This is a genomic window from Microbacterium sp. zg.B48, from assembly GCF_024623505.1.
Lineage (GTDB): Bacteria > Actinomycetota > Actinomycetes > Actinomycetales > Microbacteriaceae > Microbacterium.
The window spans coordinates 197,195-213,044 of sequence record NZ_JANJFE010000016.1; the positions used below are offsets into that span (position 1 = coordinate 197,195).

Genomic DNA, 15,850 nt, shown 5'->3' on the forward strand with positions numbered 1-15,850 from the left:
CCGCGGCGCGAGTGGCAGAACCCAGTATCAGGACAATCCCGGCCATTGTCAACAGTCGAACAGCTAACTATTGAACTGTCGGCAATTTCAGGTTACGATCAAAACCGCCGCCGCGATGGAGCGGCTGAGAGCAGGAGATGATGACTTCCACACGCACCGCAGTCCTGACCGGCGCAGCCGCCGAACGGGGAATCGGACAAGCAGCGGCCCGCGAGTACGCGAAGGCAGGATGGGCGATCGCCGTCCTCGACCTCGACGGAGAAGCAGCTGCCCGGGTCGCAGCAGACATCGCCGCCGAGTATGACGTCCCGGCTTACGGCGGCCCGGTGAACGTGGCCGACGAGGCGTCCGTCACCGCAGCACAGCAGGAGGTCGCGAGCCGAGTGACCGACGGCTCGCTCCCGCCCGTCGGCGCGCTCGCGAACATCGCGGGCATCACCTCACCGGTCCCGTTCCTCGAGACCACGCTCGACCTGTGGAACAAGGTCATGGCCGTCAACGCGACCGGCACCTACCTCGTGACGAAGGCCTTCCTGCCCGACATGATCGAGAACGGGTTCGGCCGCATCGTCAACATGTCGTCGGTGTCCGCCCAGCGGGGTGGCGGCGTGTTCGGCAAGGTCCCCTACTCCGCAGCGAAGGCCGCGATCCTCGGCTTCACCAAGGCTCTTGCCCGCGAACTGGGGTCCACCGGAGTGACTGTCAACGCCGTGACGCCCGGTGCCGTCGCCACCAACATCCGCGTGGGAACGACCGACGAGATCGAGGCCGCGATCGTCGGAGCCATCCCACTCGGACGCACGGCAACTCCCAAAGAGGTCGCGGACGTGTTCGTGTTCCTCTCCAGTGACGAGGCCAGCTATCTGCAGGGCACCACTATCGACATCAACGGTGGCAGCCACATGCACTGACCGGTGCTTTCGCGTCTACCGAGTATCTGCGATCGAACGAAGGAGTTTCATCCATGACTACCGCCACCACTGACGTCGACCTCGCCAGGCGGGTCTCCCGCGTGCGCGCGGCTGCGCAGCGCATCCGTCTCAATGCCCTGGCGATGGGCGAAGTGCAGGGCCAGGGCTATGTCGGCCAGGCCCTGGGTGCCGCGGACATGCTTGCCGCGGTCTATGCCGACCAGCTTCGCTTCCGCCCTGACGACCCGCACTGGGAAGAGCGCGATCGATTCCTGCTCTCCACCGGACACTATGCGATCGCCCTCTACGCCGCCCTCGCTGAGGCGGGCATCATCCCGATCGAAGAACTCGACACCTACGGCTCCGACGACTCGCGACTGCCGATGTCGGGCATGGCCAGCTACACGCCGGGCATGGAGATCTCCGGCGGATCGCTCGGCCACGGCCTCACGGTCGCGGTCGGCATGGCCCTCGGCCTGCGGCACCTCCAAAGCCGGTCCCGCATCATCAATTTCCTCTCCGACGGCGAGCTGAACGAAGGCTCGACGTGGGAGGCCGCGATGGGTGCGGCATCCCACCGGCTCGGAAACCTCATCGCCCTCGTCGACATGAATGCACTTCAGGCTGACGGCCCGACCGCCGGAGTCCTCAACATCGAGCCTGCCGAAGACAAGTGGGCCTCGTTTGGTTGGCACACGCAGCGAGTCAACGGAAACGATCCCGAGGCACTGCTCCGCGCCTTCGACGCCATCGGCGAGAGCGACCCCGTGGGTGCACCGCACGTCCTCGTCTGCGATACCAAGGTCGGCCGCGGTGTTCCGCTGCTTGAGACGCGCGAGAAGTCGCACTTCATGCGCATCGAGGAGCGCGAGTGGGCCGTCTGCCGCGAGCAGCTGATTGCAGGATTCGAAGCGGCTGCCGCAACCGTGGCGGAAGGAGCGGCATCATGAGCACCCCCACCAAGCCGAAGCTCAAGACCTCGGCAATGATCGCCTCCTTCGCCGACCCCGGTCAGAAGACGGCGCCCGCTCCGTTCGGCCACGCCCTTGCCGCGCTGGCCGAGTCCGACCCGCGGATCGTGGGACTGTCCGCGGACCTCGCGAAGTACACCGACATGCACATCTTCCGGGACGCGCACCCCGAGCGGTTCTTCCAGATGGGGATGGCCGAACAGCTCCTCTTCGGTGCCGCCGCGGGCATGGCTGAGGTCGGGCTCATCCCGTTCGCATCGACGTACTCGGTCTTCGCCACCCGTCGCGCGTACGACTTCATCGCCCTCGACATCGCTGAACCCGGCCTCAACGTCAACATCGTCGGCGGGCTCCCGGGCCTGACCACCGGCTATGGCCCGAGCCATCAGGCGACGGAGGATGTCGCCATCTTCCGCGGCATCCCGGGGCTCACGATCGTCGATCCCTGCGACTCGGTCGATCTAGAGCAGGCGGTGCCGCAGCTCGCTGCCGCGCCAGGACCGACCTACCTCCGCCTGCTGCGCGGGAACGTGCCGACGGTCCTCGACGAGTACGACTACACCTTCGAGCTAGGCAAGGCGAAGGTACTGCGCCCCGGCGCGGACGTCGTCTTCGTCTCCAGCGGACTCATGACGATGCGTGCTCTGCAGGCTGCCGAAGCTCTCGCCGCCCACAAGGTCGACGTCGCCGTTGTGCACAGCCCGACACTCAAGCCGTTCGACGAGGAAACGGTGATCCGAGAAATCGACACCCCACGTCTCGCCGTCACACTCGAGAACCACACCGTGGTCGGCGGTCTGTTCGAGACCGTCGCATCCTCGCTCGTGCGCCGCGGAGTCGCGCGCAAGGTCGTCCCCGTGGCACTGCCCGACGAGTTCCTGGATGCCGGCGCACTTCCGACGCTCCACGAACGCTACGGACTCGCGGTCGCCACGATCGTCGCCAGAGTCCTCCGCGAGCTGGGCTGACAGGGTCATGGACGACCCAATGACGCGCGAGGATGAACTCGAGCGCCGGCTGAGTGCCGTTGCCTTCGGCGAGCGACGCGCGCTCCTCGAGCAGCTGCTTCACCAGCACCTCGATGGCAATGACGGAACGACGATCACCGCGCTCGCCGCGGCGACGGGAACCAATCGATTCACGGCCTCACGGCATCTGAGCGTGCTGCGTGATGCCGGGCTCGTTCGTGCGGATGCTGCAGGCACACGGCGTCTCCACCGGATCGATCTGGACGCCATGTGGTCGCTCGATGAGTGGCTGTATCCATTCATCGATGCCGCGGGGCGCGACGCGTTAGAGGCTGACACGAGCGTCGGGCAGACAGCGTGACCAGCGCGGGAACCAACCGCTACACCGTTTCCGCGGTGCCTTCGGCGATACGACCTCGCACAGGCGCCGGCGGCTGCCGGGGGCTCGGCTTCGACACGGTCGACCTGGTCGGCCTCCGAGGGCTTTGCGAACACGTGCCGTCAACGGCAGCCGCGGCGACGTGATGCGCCGTTCGGAACTCCTCACCGCGACGTCGACCCGCAGATCTCATGGTTGGGAGTTCGAGTCTCTTCGGGCGCGCACTGTGTTGAGACAGTGATCAGAAAAGGAGTGCCGGGAAACCGGCACTCCTTTTCTGTTTCTGCGGCCTGGGGCACGTGCTCCGGCCAGCCTCAGGGTCAGGCGTCGACGGCTTCGGCGATCTTCTCGTCACCCTTGTTGATGGCTTTGACGACGGCGTCGTAGTCGCCCTTTTCGATGGCCTTGTTGATTCGCTTCGTGGCCCGCTCCAGGGCCTTGTCGATTCGGTCGAGAGCCTCCTCGTCCACCACGGCGACTATCGCTGAGGAGCCGGGGACAAGCCATTCCTCGGCGTCGACGCCGATGGACTTCTCTTCGTGCCGTTTCACGATCTCGCCGATTCCGGCACCGGCGCCGAGGCCGACGACACCGGTGACGAGAAGCAACGGCGGGGCGAAGAGTCCGATCACCAGGCCGGCAACAACGCCGATCGCTGTTCCTTTCGCAACGAACTTCCCGCCGTGCTCTTTCACGTGAACGTTGCCATCGGTGTCGCGGGACAGAACGACCGCCGCCACGAGCCTGACGTCGTCCAGCGACTTGATGGATGAGAAGTCTTCTTGCGCCGACTGCTCATCGTCGTAAGAGGCGACCAGGAGCTCGTAATTTCGATCAGTCATTCATCTGCCTTTCATGTTGTTCTCGCCGCGTGGTTTGGAACCCACTCTGCGACGAGCGGTATGGACCCACTCTGCGACGAGCGTCGGCCGCTTCCCAGAGCAGTAGGTCCCGTCGCGGCCCGGAGGACGAAAGCCCCTATGAGGCGTACGTCCCTCCGGCGGCATGGCGCTGCCCGTGCGGCGCACGGCGCGAAGTTGCAGCACACACGGGTGGAGCCTGCGCCGGGCGTCGAGCACCGGTGACTCTTCGCGGGACCTTCGGCAGTACCGGGGCGGTCGTCACAGACGTACGGTTATCCATTACGCCGGAGACCAATCAGCTCGGAGGGGCCACATGTGCACGGGAGCGAATTACACCACGCGGGATCACTACTTCGGCCGCAACCTGGACCTGGAGTTCTCGTACCACGAGACCGTCACGGTGACTCCTCGGAACTTCCCCTTCGAATTCCGGAAGGCGGAACCGCTCCCGACGCACCACGCGATCATCGGGATGGCGACGATCGCGGATGGATACCCGTTGTACTACGACGCGACCAACGAGAAGGGCCTCAGCATGGCGGGGCTCAACTTCCCGGAGAACGCCGACTACAAGCCCGAGGCGCAGGACAAGACCAACATCACTCCGTTCGAGTTCATCCCGTGGATCCTCGGGCAGTTCGAAACGGTGGACGAGGTGAAGACGGCGCTGAAGACGCTGAACCTCGTGAAGATCAATTTCAGTGAGGCCTTCCAGCTCTCACCGCTGCACTGGATCATCTCCGACCGGAATCAGTCCATCACTGTGGAAAGCGTCAAGGAGGGGCTCAAGGTCTACGAGAACCCGGTCGGGGTCCTCACCAACAACCCGACCTTCGACATCCAGTTGTTCAACCTGAACAACTACATGCACCTGTCGAAGAACCCTCCCGAGAAGCACTTCTCCGATGGGCTGGATTTCGACGTCTACAGTCGCGGGATGGGCGCGATCGGCCTCCCCGGAGATCTGTCGTCCTCGTCCCGGTTCGTGAAGGCCGCCTTCACGAAGATGAACTCGGTCTCGGGTGAGTCCGAGTCCGAGTCGATCAGCCAGTTCTTCCAGATCCTGGGGTCCGTCGCACAGCAGCGAGGATGCGTGGAGGTCTCTCCAGGCAAGTTCGAGATCACGATCTACTCCTCGTGCTGCAACACCGACAAAGGGATCTACTACTACACGACCTACGAGAACAGCCAGGTGACCGGGGTCGACATGCACAACGAAGACCTCGACGGTACCGCCTTGGCGGACTATCCCCTGATCAAGGGACAGCAGATCCACATGGATAACGCACACACCGAGCCGGTATCGGCGCTCGGAGCGACCGTCGCAGCAACGTAGTTCAGCCGCACCCTTTTCCACGCTGGTGCCGAAAGATCGCGGTGCGCTTGTCGGGCGTGCTGTGTTGGTCACTTGTGGTGCTCCCGCAGCAGCGGCATCCGCGCGAGGCAGCTTCGGTGGCCCGGCGTTCTTCGCCGCCGCGCGCAACGAGGCAGATGAACCGGCAGGTCCCGTCGAGATCTGTCCGGCCACTGGCGCGGCACACGCAGACAGCCGGGACGCAGGCTACGCATCACCGCGATCACCGACCTGAGAAGCACAGCACCGCGCCGTTCGCAAGGGCCTGTGGCGGGGTCGTGCCCGGCGCCTACCATCGGCTCGGGACCGTGCCGGCCACTGCCTACAGGATCCGGGCCGCGAGAGAGAGGTTGCGTACGAGCGCGGTCCGGCCGTAGAGACCAGCCTGTGGCAACGATGCCACATCTTGAGGTGGAGAATCGAGATGACGAGTCGGGATCGCCGAAAGGCATCACCGCGCGAGGTGCGGCGATGAGCCTCGCGACACCGTCGGATGCGGTCGTGGTACCCGCCGAGGAAGACGCCGAGGCGCGGCGCGCGCGGATGCCCAAGAAGCCGCGACGCGGCAGGAGCAAGGTCAAGACCAAGGTCCACTACGACAAGCGGGAGGCGCTGGCGGGATACCTGTTCATCCTGCCGTGGGTGATCGGGTTCCTCGTCTTCACCGCCGGGGCGATGGTCTACAGCCTCTACATCTCCTTCAGCAACTACAACCTCGCCACCAACACCGCGCGCCCCGTCGGCGTCGACAACTACGCGCGCCTCTTCGATGACCCGCGCGTGGGCGTCTCCCTGGCCAACACCCTTTTCTACGTCGTGATGGCCGTGCCGCTGGAGATCATCTTCGCGCTCACACTGGCCCTGCTGCTGAACCGCATGAGCCGTGGTGCCGGCCTGTTCCGCACCCTCTACTACCTTCCCAAGATGACGCCCGCCGTCGCGACGGCGGCGGTGTTCTTCCTGCTGCTGAACGGCAACACCGGTGCCATCAACCAGGGGCTGCGGTTCTTCGGGATCCAAGGGCCGCAGTGGCTTGTCGATCCGGACTGGGTCAAACCGAGCATCGTCCTGATGACGCTGTGGGCGGTGGCCGGCACGATGGTGATCTTCCTGGCCGCCCTCAAGAATGTGCCCCTCGAGCTGTACGAGGTCGCCTCCCTGGACGGCGCCGGCCCGGTGCGCAAGTTCTTCTCCATCACCATCCCGATGATTTCGGGTGCGATGTTCTTCAACGTCATCGTGCTCTCGATCGCGGCGTTCCAGGTCTTCGACCAGGCATACCTGCTGTTCTGGCGGGATCAGAGCAACTCGTCACCGGAGGCGTCGCTGTTCTACGCCATCTACCTCTTCCAGCAGGCCTTCCGTCAGTTCAACTTCGGGTTCGCCGCCGCGATGGCGTGGCTGCTGTTCGTCATCATCATGGTGATCACGGTCATCCAGGTGAAGTTCGGCAACAGATTCGTCTACTACGAGGGAGACCGCTGATGTCGGCATCGCTGCAGACCCCCGGTATCGCCCGGCCGACCCCGGAACTGGCGACGATCACCGCCACGGTGCCGCCCAAGAGGTCACGCTGGCGCCGCAACCTCGCCCGCCCCAAGAGCCTGTTCGGGCGGATCATGCTGGCGCTCCTCGGCATCGGCTTCGCCCTGCTGTTCCTGTACCCGTTCGCCTGGCTGCTCGCGGCGAGCTTCAAGCCGCGCGGCGAGGTTTTCGACAACTCCCTCATCCCCCGTACGTGGGTTCCGGACAACTACGTGGAGGTGTGGAACCAGCTTCCTCTGCTCAGCTGGATGTGGAACAGCATCGCGATCGCCGTGCTGGCAGCGGGAACCGTGGCCATCTCCAGCTCGATCGTCGCGTTCGGATTCGCCTACTTCAAGTTCCCCGGTCGCGGCATCCTGTTCGGGCTCGTGCTGGCCACGATGATGCTCCCCGGTGCGGTCACCATGATCCCGATCTATCTCATCTGGAAGCAGACCGGCCTGCTGGGCACGTGGGTCCCGCTGTGGGGAATGAACCTGTTCGGGTCGGCCTTCTACATCTTCCTGCAACGCCAGTTCTATCTCGGTCTGCCCAAGGAGCTGTTTGAAGCGGCCCGTCTGGATGGTGCCAGCTACTGGGGGCTGTTCTGGCGGATCGCGATGCCGCTGTCCGTTCCGTCGTTCATCATCGTGTTCCTGTTCGAGTTCCAAGCCAGCTGGAACAACCTGCAGGCGGCCCTGATCTACCTCAATGCCGGCTCCGTCGAGGATTTCACCGCCCCGCTCGGGATCGCCTACGCGATGACCAAGTACAGCCCGACGGCGGGCGGGCAGGGCGACTACCAGTACGTCATGGTCGCGTCGCTGATCGTGACCATTCCGATGCTCATCCTGTTCGCCTTCGGACAGCGCTACTTCATCGAGGGCGTCGCCACGCAGGGCAGGAAGGGCTGAATCCCGGACTCGTCATCACCGGATACATCACAAGTCAACGAAAGACGGACGGCACCCGTAGTCGGGCCGACCTCGCAGGGCACTCGCCCTGCCGCAGGTTCGCACGGGGGACGTCCGGCGGCGGCGAGGAAGCCGCCCCGATCGAAAGGGATGGACATGCGCAGGCGCATTCTGGGAATCGCCGCTCTCACGGCAAGCGCGGTCGTGCTCGTCGGCTGCGGCGGCGGGGGCGGGGGCGAGGGCAGCGACTCGGCTGCCGACTTCAGCACTGAACCCACCGGAACCATGAAGGCATGGGGATTCGAGAACGCCGACGACGTCGGTCAGTCCCGCGTGGACTTCGCCGAGGAGCAGCTCAGTGATGTCGAGGTCGAACTGGACGCCACGGCCTTCGATGCGCAGAAGTTCACGACGCGGATCGCCAGCGGCGACGTGCCCGACGTGGTCCAGATGGACCGTCGCTACGTCACCACATACGCGGCGCAGGACCTGATCATGCCCCTGGACGACTGCTTCGAGGCGCACGACGTGTCGGCTCGCGACCACTGGTACCCGTTCGTCGTGGATGACGTGACGTATGAGGACGCGGTCTGGGCCGTGCCGCAGTTCTACCAGCCGCCGGCGGTGCTGCTGAACACGCGCGTGCTGGATGCCGCCGGGGTCACGGCGGAGGAGTTCGACACCTCGGATATGGACGCCCTGCTCGGCGCGATCGGCAAGCTCTACCAGGAGTCCGGCGGCGTTCCCACGCGGCTCGGCTTCGACCCGGTCGCGACCGGCCAGGGCGGGCTGTGGGTGCTCGGGATGGGGGGACAGCTGACCGACGCTGACGGTGCGCCGACCCTCGATGACCCCAGCAACCTCGCCGGAATCGAGGCGCTGAAGCAGATCACCGACGCGCAGGGCGGCTTCGCCTCGGTCAAGAGCTTCACCGACTCGTTCGACACCTTCGGCGACAACAACCAGTACGTCGCCGACCAGGTGGGCGCTCAGGTCAACGCGCAGTGGTACCCGAACGTGCTGTCGCCCTACGTCGATCAGGTGCAGATCGAAGCGGTGCCGTTCCGCAACGCCGATGGTGAGCCGTTCTCGGTGGCTTCCGGGACTGCGTTCGTGATCCCGATGGGCGCCGAGAACCCGGCCGCGGCATGCGCATGGATGATCAACCTGACCTCGGACGACGGCTGGACGGCGGCCGGTGAAGCGCGCGCGCAGACCCGCGCCGAGGATGGCGGCATCAACACGGGGCTGTTCACCGGATCGCCGTCGGCCGACCAGATGATCCGCGAGAAGTGGGTCGTCGAGACCGGAAACCCGGGCTTCGACCAGGTCATCTCCGCGTACTACGACGTCGTGGACTACGGCCAGTCGTTCGGCTCGTCGCCTGCCGGCCAGGAGATCCAGAACGAGCTGAACAACGCGATCACCGCGGCGCTGCTCGGCGACAAGACCGCCGAGGAGGCACTGCAGGACGCGCAGCAGGCCGCGATGCGCGCCTACGAGAACACCACCGCGGGCTGATCACCCGCCCCGACCACGATGAGCGGGATGCCCCACGAATGCGGCGGGAACGCGGAGATCACGACGGCCAGCGACACGACATAGGCGACGCTGAGGAGCACCGCCACGATCGCCGACTTTCGGGTCAGGCCTCCCTTGCCTGTCAACCCGAAGAGCATCATCACGCCCAGCAGCGCCAGCAGAACGCGCAGCGGTGCTTCCGCGCCCGCGACTGCGGACGTGAACGGCGGAGTGACGCTGAGTGGTTCCCGTTCTGACCCGCCGGCATCCGCGGAGGGCTTGCGCAGGGCTGACGGGAATACCCCGGAGGGGTATCGAGTTCTACCCTCCTGACCATCGTCGGCTGGTGCGCGAGCGCCGGGAGGACCCTGATGACGAACCCGCACGCGGCGCACGACATGACATCGCACCGGACCGAGCACACCGGTCACTCCGCTGCCACCGGTCATCACAGCCGGCCCGGCGCCCACGCGGGGCACGGTGCCGACCACGTCGCACAGTTCCGACGGCTGTTCTGGATCAACCTGATCCTCGCGATCCCGGTGATCGGGTTCTCGAGCATGTTCGCGATGCCGATCGGGTACAGCCTGCCGCCGTTCCCCGGCGTGTACCTGATCTCGCCGCTGCTCGGGACCGTCATGTACGCGTGGGGAGGACGGCCGTTCCTGATCGGCGCGGTCAGCGAGCTGCGCACGCGCACACCCGGGATGATGCTGCTGATCGGGCTGGCGATCACTGTCGCCTTCGTCGCCTCCTGGGGTGCCGCCCTGGGACTGCTCGATCACGAACTCGAGTTCTGGTGGGAGCTCGCGCTGCTGATCGTCATCATGCTCCTCGGTCACTGGATCGAGATGCGATCCCTCGCTCAAACCACCTCCGCGCTCGACTCGCTGGCCGCCCTGCTGCCGGACGAAGCCGAACGCGTCGAGGGGGACCGGGTGGTGACCGTGTCGCCGTCAGCCCTCCGCGTCGGCGATGTGGTGGTGGTCCGCCCCGGTGGCAGCGTGCCCGCGGACGGGCGGATCGTGGCCGGTCGTGCCGACATGGACGAGTCCCTGGTGACCGGGGAATCCCGCACCGTCGCGCGCGGAATCGGCGAGACGGTCACTGCAGGCACGGTGGCGACGGACTCCGGCATCCGTGTCGAAGTCACCGCCACCGGCGAGGACACCACCCTTGCCGGTATCCGGCGGCTTGTCGCGCAGGCGCAGAGCTCCACCTCGCGCGCGCAGCGGATCGCCGATCGTGCGGCGGCATGGCTGTTCTGGTTCGCCCTGGGCGGCGCCGCACTCACTGCGCTCGTGTGGACGCTGCTGGGCAACCCCGACGCGGCCGTCGTGCGCACGATCACGGTGCTGGTCATCGCGTGTCCGCACGCGCTCGGTCTGGCCATCCCGCTCGTCGTGGCGATCGCGACCGAACGCGCGGCCCGCGGGGGAGTGCTCGTCAAAGACCGCCTGGCGCTGGAGCGCATGCGCACCATCGACACCGTCCTGTTCGACAAGACCGGCACCCTGACGAAAGGAGAGCCGACCCTCATCGACGTCGCACCCGTCGGCGTTCTGGACGCGGACGCCGTGCTCAGCCTGGCTGCCGCGGCCGAAGCAGACAGCGAGCACCCGCTGGCGAAGGCGATCGTCCGGTCGGCGAAGGACCGCGGCGTGACGGTTCCGCCGGCGAGCGGCTTCGCCTCCTCACCGGCGGTCGGGGTGGTCGCAACCGTGGGTGGACACGAAATCCGCGTCGGCGGGCCGCGTCTCCTCGACGGCATCGGCGCCGGCGAGGTGGCGGCGGCCGCGGGATGGCGTGCCGACGGGGCGATCATCCTGCACGTCGTGCGTGACGGCGAGGTCATCGGCGGGCTGAAACTGGCCGACGAGATCCGGCCCGAGTCACGGGAAGCCGTCGCCGCGCTGCACGAACTCGGCATCCAGGTCGTGATGATCACGGGCGACGCCCATGCGGTCGCCCACTCCGTGGGCGCGGAACTGGGTGTTGACCGCGTCCTGGCCGAAGTCCGCCCCGAGGACAAGTCCGCGAAGGTCGCCGAACTCCAGCACGCAGGCCTGGTCGTCGCGGTGGTCGGCGACGGCGTCAACGATGCGCCCGCCCTCGCGCGCGCCGACGTCGGCATCGCGATCGGCGCCGGCACCGACGTGGCCATCGCCTCCGCAGGGGTGATCCTCGCCAGCGACGACCCTCGCTCGGTGCTGTCGGTGATCGAGCTCTCTCGGGCCGGCTACCGCAAGATGACGCAGAACCTGTGGTGGGCGGCGGGCTACAACCTGATCGCCGTGCCACTGGCCGCGGGCGTCCTCGCCCCGTTCGGGTTCGTGCTGCCCATGTCGGTTGGCGCCTTCCTGATGTCGCTGTCGACGGTCGTCGTGGCCCTCAACGCGCAGCTGCTTCGCCGCCTCGACCTGCGACCCGACGCGAGCGTGCGCGCCATCCTGGACCGGCGGGCGTGAACTCGGCGGCGATCTCCACCCACCGCGCAGCGTGATCGCCGGCCGGGACGGATGCCGGTCGCCCCCGCCCCCGGATGCGGGGTGGGCACGCTAGTGGACGCGGACGTACCGGGGTGAGAACCTGACGTGATGAACACCTTGCGGATCCGCGAGGGGGGTGACCGGCTCGTGGTCGAGCTGCATCGTCCCGATGTGCGGAATGCGATCGACGATGAGATGGTCGCCGAGCTGCATGAGGTGTGCGCCCGGCTGGAGCGCGACCCTCGCATCCTGATCCTGACCGGCGCGAGCGCAGGAGAGAAGGGCATCTTCGCCGCCGGCGCCGATATCCGCAGCCTCCTCGGCCGCGGCCGCGACGAGGCGCTGGCGGGGATCAACTCCGGCTTGTTCACGCGGATCGCGCGGCTGCCGATGCCCGTCATCGCTGCCGTGGACGGCCACGCGATAGGCGGCGGGGCCGAGCTGGCCTACGCCGCCGACATCCGGATCGCCTCGACCCGTGCCGTGTTCGGCAACCCGGAGTCGGCGCTCGGGATACTGGCCGCGGCGGGTGCGACCTGGCGGCTCCTCGAACTGGTCGGAGAGCCTCTCGCCAAGGAGATCCTCTTCACCGGCCGTCGGCTCACCGCCGAAGAGGCGCTCCGGGTCCACCTGGTGGCGTCCATCCATGAGCCGCCGGATCTGCTCGCCGCCGCCGACGCCCTCGCAGACCGCATCGCCGAGCAGGATCCCCTGGCCGTCCGGCTGACCAAGAGAGTCCTGGCCGCCCCGCGCTCCGCGCATCCGCTGGTGGACGATCTCGCGCAGGCGATCCTGTTCGAATCCGATGCGAAGACCGAGCGCATGTCCGGCTTCCTGAACCGTCCGAGGGAGTCCACGTGATCGCCGTTCCGGCTGCGGTGGGCGTCATCGGCGGTGGACGGATGGGCGCAGGCATCGCGCAGGTGTTCGCTCGCGCGGGCTCCTCGGTCATCGTCATCGAGCGCGACGATCCCTCGGTCGCAGCGGCCCGATCCCGTCTTCAGGACGGCCTCGCCAAGGCGGCCTCGCATGATCGGTCGATGGATGCCGCATCCGTGCTCGCCCGCGTCGCCGTGAGCGAGAACTACGCTGCGCTCGGCGGTGCCGAGCTGGTGATCGAAGCCGTCCCCGAGGTGGTCGCTCAGAAGATCGCGGCCCTGGCGGAGGCGGAGCGGGTGATCGGTGCCACCGCGTGGCTGGCGACGAACACGTCGTCGTTTTCGGTGTCCGGACTTGCCGAGGCGCTCCAACGACCGGAGCGATTCTGCGGACTGCACTTCTTCAACCCCGTCCCTCCGTCCGCCCTCGTCGAGATCGTGGTCACCCCGCGCACCGCTGCCGAGCTGCGTGCCGGCGCCGAAGCCTGGGTGGCCGCGCTCGGCAAAACGCCGATCGTCGTCACCGACGCCCCCGGATTCGCCAGCTCGCGCCTCGGCGCAGCGATCGCGCTCGAGGCGATGCGGATGCTGGAGGAGGGCGTCGCCAGCGCCGCCGATATCGACTCCGCGATGGTGCTGGGCTACCGTCACGCCACCGGGCCGCTGCGGACGTCGGATCTGGTCGGTCTGGACGTGCGACTCGGGATAGCCGAATACCTGCACCAGACCCTGGGCGAACGGTTCGCCCCGCCGCAGATCCTGCGCGACAAGGTCGCCGCGGGCGAGCTGGGACGCAAGAGCGGCCGGGGGTTCTTCTACTACTCCCACGTCCCCAGATAGCCCCGGCGCGCGCCCGTATGGATTCCGTGAGGATGAGTGCTCGGAGCGATCTGCGGGACTCCGGTCGGCGTAGTGTCGCGTCCCGTGACTGATGGAACAGAGCAGGTCGACGATGAGCACCCGCGCGTCAAGCGCCTCATCCTCGGCGAACCGCTGACCTCCGAGAAGCTGGACGAGCAGCTGCTGCCGAAGAAGCGCGCGCTGCCGATCTTCGCCTCCGACGCGTTGAGTTCGGTCGCGTACGCTCCCCAGGAGCTTCTGATGATCCTCCTCATCGGAGGGACCGCATTCCTGGCGTTCTCGCCGTGGATCGCCGCCGGCGTCGTGCTGCTGCTCATCGTGGTGGTCGCCAGCTACCGTCAGCTCATCCGGGCGTATCCGTCCGGCGGCGGCGACTACGAGGTCGCCCGGACCAACCTGGGTGAGCTGCCCGGGGTCGTGGTCGCATCGGCGCTGCTCGTGGACTACGTGCTGACGGTGGCTGTGTCGGTCGCATCGGGAGTCGACAACATCATCTCGGCGATCCCCGAGCTTGACCCGGCCCGGGTGGAGATGGCCGTGGGCTTCGTGATCCTCATCGTGATCGTCAATCTCCGGGGGGTGCGTGAGGCGTCGTTCGCATTCGCCGTCCCGACGTACGTCTTCATCGCATCGGTCGCGGTGATGATCGTGGTGGGTCTGACGCGCACCGCGCTGGGCGACCCGCCGGTGGCATCGAGCGCCGAGTTCGCCGTGCAGGCGGAGTCGCTCACGCAGGCGGCCGTGATCCTCCTCGTGCTGCGCGCATTCTCCAGCGGATGCTCCGCGCTCACCGGGGTCGAGGCGGTCTCCAACGGCGTGCCCGCCTTCCGTGCTCCGAAAGTGCGCAACGCACAGATGACCCTCACCCTGATGGGGGGCATCGCGATCCTGCTCTTCTCCGGCCTGGTGGCGATCGCGCTCGTCTCCGGAGTGCACTACGCCGAGAACCCGTGCCATCTGATCGGCTTCGACTGCGAATCGGCACCGCAGCCGAGCCTCATGGCTCAGGTCGCCGCGGCGACATTCGGGATGGGGTCCGTCCCGTTCTTCATCATCCAGGCGGCCACGGCGTGCGTCCTGCTGCTGGCCGCCAATACAGCGTTCAACGGATTCCCGCTGCTGGGGGCCGTGCTCGCGCGGGACGGATTCGCGCCGAAAGCGCTCAACACGCGCGGCGATCGCCTCGTCTTCTCGAACGGAATGGTGCTCCTGGGCATCGCCGCGATCGGGGTGCTGGTCGTCTACCGGGCCAACCTCACCACGCTGATCCAGCTGTACATCATCGGGGTGTTCGTCTCGTTCTCCATCGGCCAGATCGGCATGGTGCGGCACTGGCTGCGGGTGCTGCGCCAGGAGGCATCATCGGATGCCGCGGCCGCGGCATCCGCCCGCCGGGAGCGCCGCTCGGCATACCGCGGGCTCGTCATCAACGCGCTCGGCGCGGCCATGACCATCTCGGTTCTGCTGATCGTGACGATCACGAAGTTCACCCACGGCGCGTGGCTCGTCTTCATCGCCATCCCGATCCTGGCCACTCTGATGATCGGTGTGAACCGCTACTACCGCGACGTCGAGCGCGAGATCGAAGTCGATGACACGACCCACTTCGGCGCGGACGGCGACCTGGCCATCGTCCTGGTCAATCGTCTACAGAAGCCCGTTCTCAAAGCCGTGGACTACGCGCTGGCGGCCCAGCACGGCAGGGCCGTCGCGGTCCACGTCGCAGTCAGCGACGAGGAGTCGGCGGCGCTGCAGCGGCAGTGGGAGCAGCACCGGGTGCCGATGGAACTGGTGATCATCGCATCCCCTTACCGGTCGTACACCGCGCCGGTGACGAAGTTCATCAAGCAGTACCGCGAGAAGTTCGGCTCGGCCGTCGTCACCGTGTACCTCCCGCAGTACATCGTCGGGCACTGGTGGGAGGCGCTGCTGCACAACCGCCGCTCGCGGCGCATCGCGCAGCAGCTGATGATGGTGCACGGGGTGTCGATCACCCTCGTGCCGTGGCTGCTGGACTCGTCGCAGCTCATCTACGGGCGTCGATCGCGTCCCCTTCCCGGAGACCAGCGCGCCGGGCGACCCGTCCCCGAGGTGGAGAGGACAGCGCGGCGCGCCCATCGTCCCGCCGGACCTCCCGAACCCGAGCCGGAGAAGCGGCCGGCCGAGGCGCTACGCTGACGCCGGCGCGCCGGTCCGCTGAGCCCGCCGCAGGTGATT

14 protein-coding genes are annotated in these 15,850 nt (G+C 66.9%); 12 read left to right on the plus strand and 2 right to left on the minus strand.

Annotated features, from left to right (window positions below):
- Positions 1–137 precede the first annotated feature (137 nt).
- From NQ152_RS13085 to NQ152_RS13100, 4 genes are read left to right on the plus strand one after another with little or no spacing between them, the layout of a single operon-like run.
- Positions 138–911, plus strand: coding sequence for an SDR family NAD(P)-dependent oxidoreductase (locus NQ152_RS13085; protein ID WP_257524312.1), 774 nt, complete (start codon positions 138–140; stop codon positions 909–911).
- 53 nt (positions 912–964) lie between these two features.
- The gene (locus NQ152_RS13090; protein WP_257503625.1) at positions 965–1,861 is read left to right on the plus strand and encodes a transketolase; all 897 of its coding nucleotides are present in this window, start codon (positions 965–967) and stop codon (positions 1,859–1,861) included.
- Positions 1,858–2,850: a transketolase family protein gene (locus NQ152_RS13095; protein ID WP_257524313.1), complete on the plus strand. Its 993-nt coding sequence runs from the start codon at positions 1,858–1,860 to the stop codon at positions 2,848–2,850. Before NQ152_RS13090 ends, NQ152_RS13095 begins: the two co-directional genes overlap by 4 nt.
- A gap of 19 nt (positions 2,851–2,869) precedes the next feature.
- A complete protein-coding gene (locus NQ152_RS13100; RefSeq protein WP_257524314.1) occupies positions 2,870–3,211 on the plus strand; it encodes a helix-turn-helix transcriptional regulator in 342 nt (113 codons plus the stop codon).
- Positions 3,212–3,549: 338 nt separating this feature from the next.
- On the opposite strand, the gene NQ152_RS13105 is transcribed toward NQ152_RS13100, so the two are convergent.
- Positions 3,550–4,071 carry a DUF1269 domain-containing protein gene (locus tag NQ152_RS13105; RefSeq protein WP_257503622.1) on the minus strand — a complete coding sequence of 174 codons (522 nt, stop codon included), beginning with the start codon at positions 4,069–4,071 and terminating at the stop codon, positions 3,550–3,552.
- A gap of 334 nt (positions 4,072–4,405) precedes the next feature.
- On the opposite strand from NQ152_RS13105, the gene bsh reads away from it, so the two are divergent.
- From bsh to NQ152_RS13125, 4 genes are all read left to right on the plus strand, one after another.
- Positions 4,406–5,428 carry a choloylglycine hydrolase gene (gene bsh, locus NQ152_RS13110; protein ID WP_257524315.1) on the plus strand — a complete coding sequence of 341 codons (1,023 nt, stop codon included), beginning with the start codon at positions 4,406–4,408 and terminating at the stop codon, positions 5,426–5,428.
- Positions 5,429–5,917: 489 nt separating this feature from the next.
- Positions 5,918–6,931, plus strand: a complete 1,014-nt coding sequence (locus NQ152_RS13115; RefSeq protein WP_257503620.1) for a carbohydrate ABC transporter permease — start codon at positions 5,918–5,920, stop codon at positions 6,929–6,931.
- The gene (locus tag NQ152_RS13120; protein WP_257503619.1) at positions 6,931–7,884 is read left to right on the plus strand and encodes a carbohydrate ABC transporter permease; all 954 of its coding nucleotides are present in this window, start codon (positions 6,931–6,933) and stop codon (positions 7,882–7,884) included. Before NQ152_RS13115 ends, NQ152_RS13120 begins: the two co-directional genes overlap by 1 nt.
- Before the next feature lie 156 nt (positions 7,885–8,040).
- Positions 8,041–9,405, plus strand: a complete 1,365-nt coding sequence (locus NQ152_RS13125) for an extracellular solute-binding protein (RefSeq protein WP_257524316.1) — start codon at positions 8,041–8,043, stop codon at positions 9,403–9,405.
- Here NQ152_RS13125 and NQ152_RS13130 read toward each other — a convergent pair.
- Positions 9,381–9,551, minus strand: a complete 171-nt coding sequence (locus NQ152_RS13130) for a hypothetical protein (protein WP_257524317.1) — start codon at positions 9,549–9,551, stop codon at positions 9,381–9,383. The two genes, NQ152_RS13125 and NQ152_RS13130, sit on opposite strands and share 25 nt — an antisense overlap.
- Positions 9,552–9,776: 225 nt before the next feature.
- Between NQ152_RS13130 and NQ152_RS13135 the strand changes: the two genes are divergently transcribed.
- From NQ152_RS13135 to NQ152_RS13150, 4 genes are all read left to right on the plus strand, one after another.
- Positions 9,777–11,873: a heavy metal translocating P-type ATPase gene (locus NQ152_RS13135; RefSeq protein ID WP_257524318.1), complete on the plus strand. Its 2,097-nt coding sequence runs from the start codon at positions 9,777–9,779 to the stop codon at positions 11,871–11,873.
- 129 nt (positions 11,874–12,002) lie between these two features.
- Positions 12,003–12,755 (plus strand): enoyl-CoA hydratase/isomerase family protein, encoded by a 753-nt coding sequence (locus NQ152_RS13140; RefSeq protein ID WP_257524319.1) that lies wholly within the window; start codon positions 12,003–12,005, stop codon positions 12,753–12,755.
- Positions 12,752–13,612 carry a 3-hydroxyacyl-CoA dehydrogenase family protein gene (locus NQ152_RS13145; protein WP_257524320.1) on the plus strand — a complete coding sequence of 287 codons (861 nt, stop codon included), beginning with the start codon at positions 12,752–12,754 and terminating at the stop codon, positions 13,610–13,612. The genes NQ152_RS13140 and NQ152_RS13145 overlap by 4 nt, the downstream gene beginning before the upstream one ends.
- An 84-nt stretch (positions 13,613–13,696) precedes the next feature.
- Complete coding sequence (locus NQ152_RS13150; RefSeq protein ID WP_257524321.1) at positions 13,697–15,811, plus strand: APC family permease; 2,115 nt, start codon at positions 13,697–13,699, stop codon at positions 15,809–15,811.
- Positions 15,812–15,850: the final 39 nt, after the last annotated feature.

Coding starts and splice junctions, on each gene's coding strand:
- NQ152_RS13085 (WP_257524312.1), top strand. CDS start 138: ATGATGACTTCCACACGCACCGCAGTCCTGACCGGCGCAGCCGCCGAA.
- NQ152_RS13090 (WP_257503625.1), top strand. CDS start 965: ATGACTACCGCCACCACTGACGTCGACCTCGCCAGGCGGGTCTCCCGC.
- NQ152_RS13095 (WP_257524313.1), top strand. CDS start 1,858: ATGAGCACCCCCACCAAGCCGAAGCTCAAGACCTCGGCAATGATCGCC.
- NQ152_RS13100 (WP_257524314.1), top strand. CDS start 2,870: ATGACGCGCGAGGATGAACTCGAGCGCCGGCTGAGTGCCGTTGCCTTC.
- NQ152_RS13105 (WP_257503622.1), bottom strand. CDS start 4,071: ATGACTGATCGAAATTACGAGCTCCTGGTCGCCTCTTACGACGATGAG.
- bsh (WP_257524315.1), top strand. CDS start 4,406: ATGTGCACGGGAGCGAATTACACCACGCGGGATCACTACTTCGGCCGC.
- NQ152_RS13115 (WP_257503620.1), top strand. CDS start 5,918: ATGAGCCTCGCGACACCGTCGGATGCGGTCGTGGTACCCGCCGAGGAA.
- NQ152_RS13120 (WP_257503619.1), top strand. CDS start 6,931: ATGTCGGCATCGCTGCAGACCCCCGGTATCGCCCGGCCGACCCCGGAA.
- NQ152_RS13125 (WP_257524316.1), top strand. CDS start 8,041: ATGCGCAGGCGCATTCTGGGAATCGCCGCTCTCACGGCAAGCGCGGTC.
- NQ152_RS13135 (WP_257524318.1), top strand. CDS start 9,777: ATGACGAACCCGCACGCGGCGCACGACATGACATCGCACCGGACCGAG.
- NQ152_RS13140 (WP_257524319.1), top strand. CDS start 12,003: ATGAACACCTTGCGGATCCGCGAGGGGGGTGACCGGCTCGTGGTCGAG.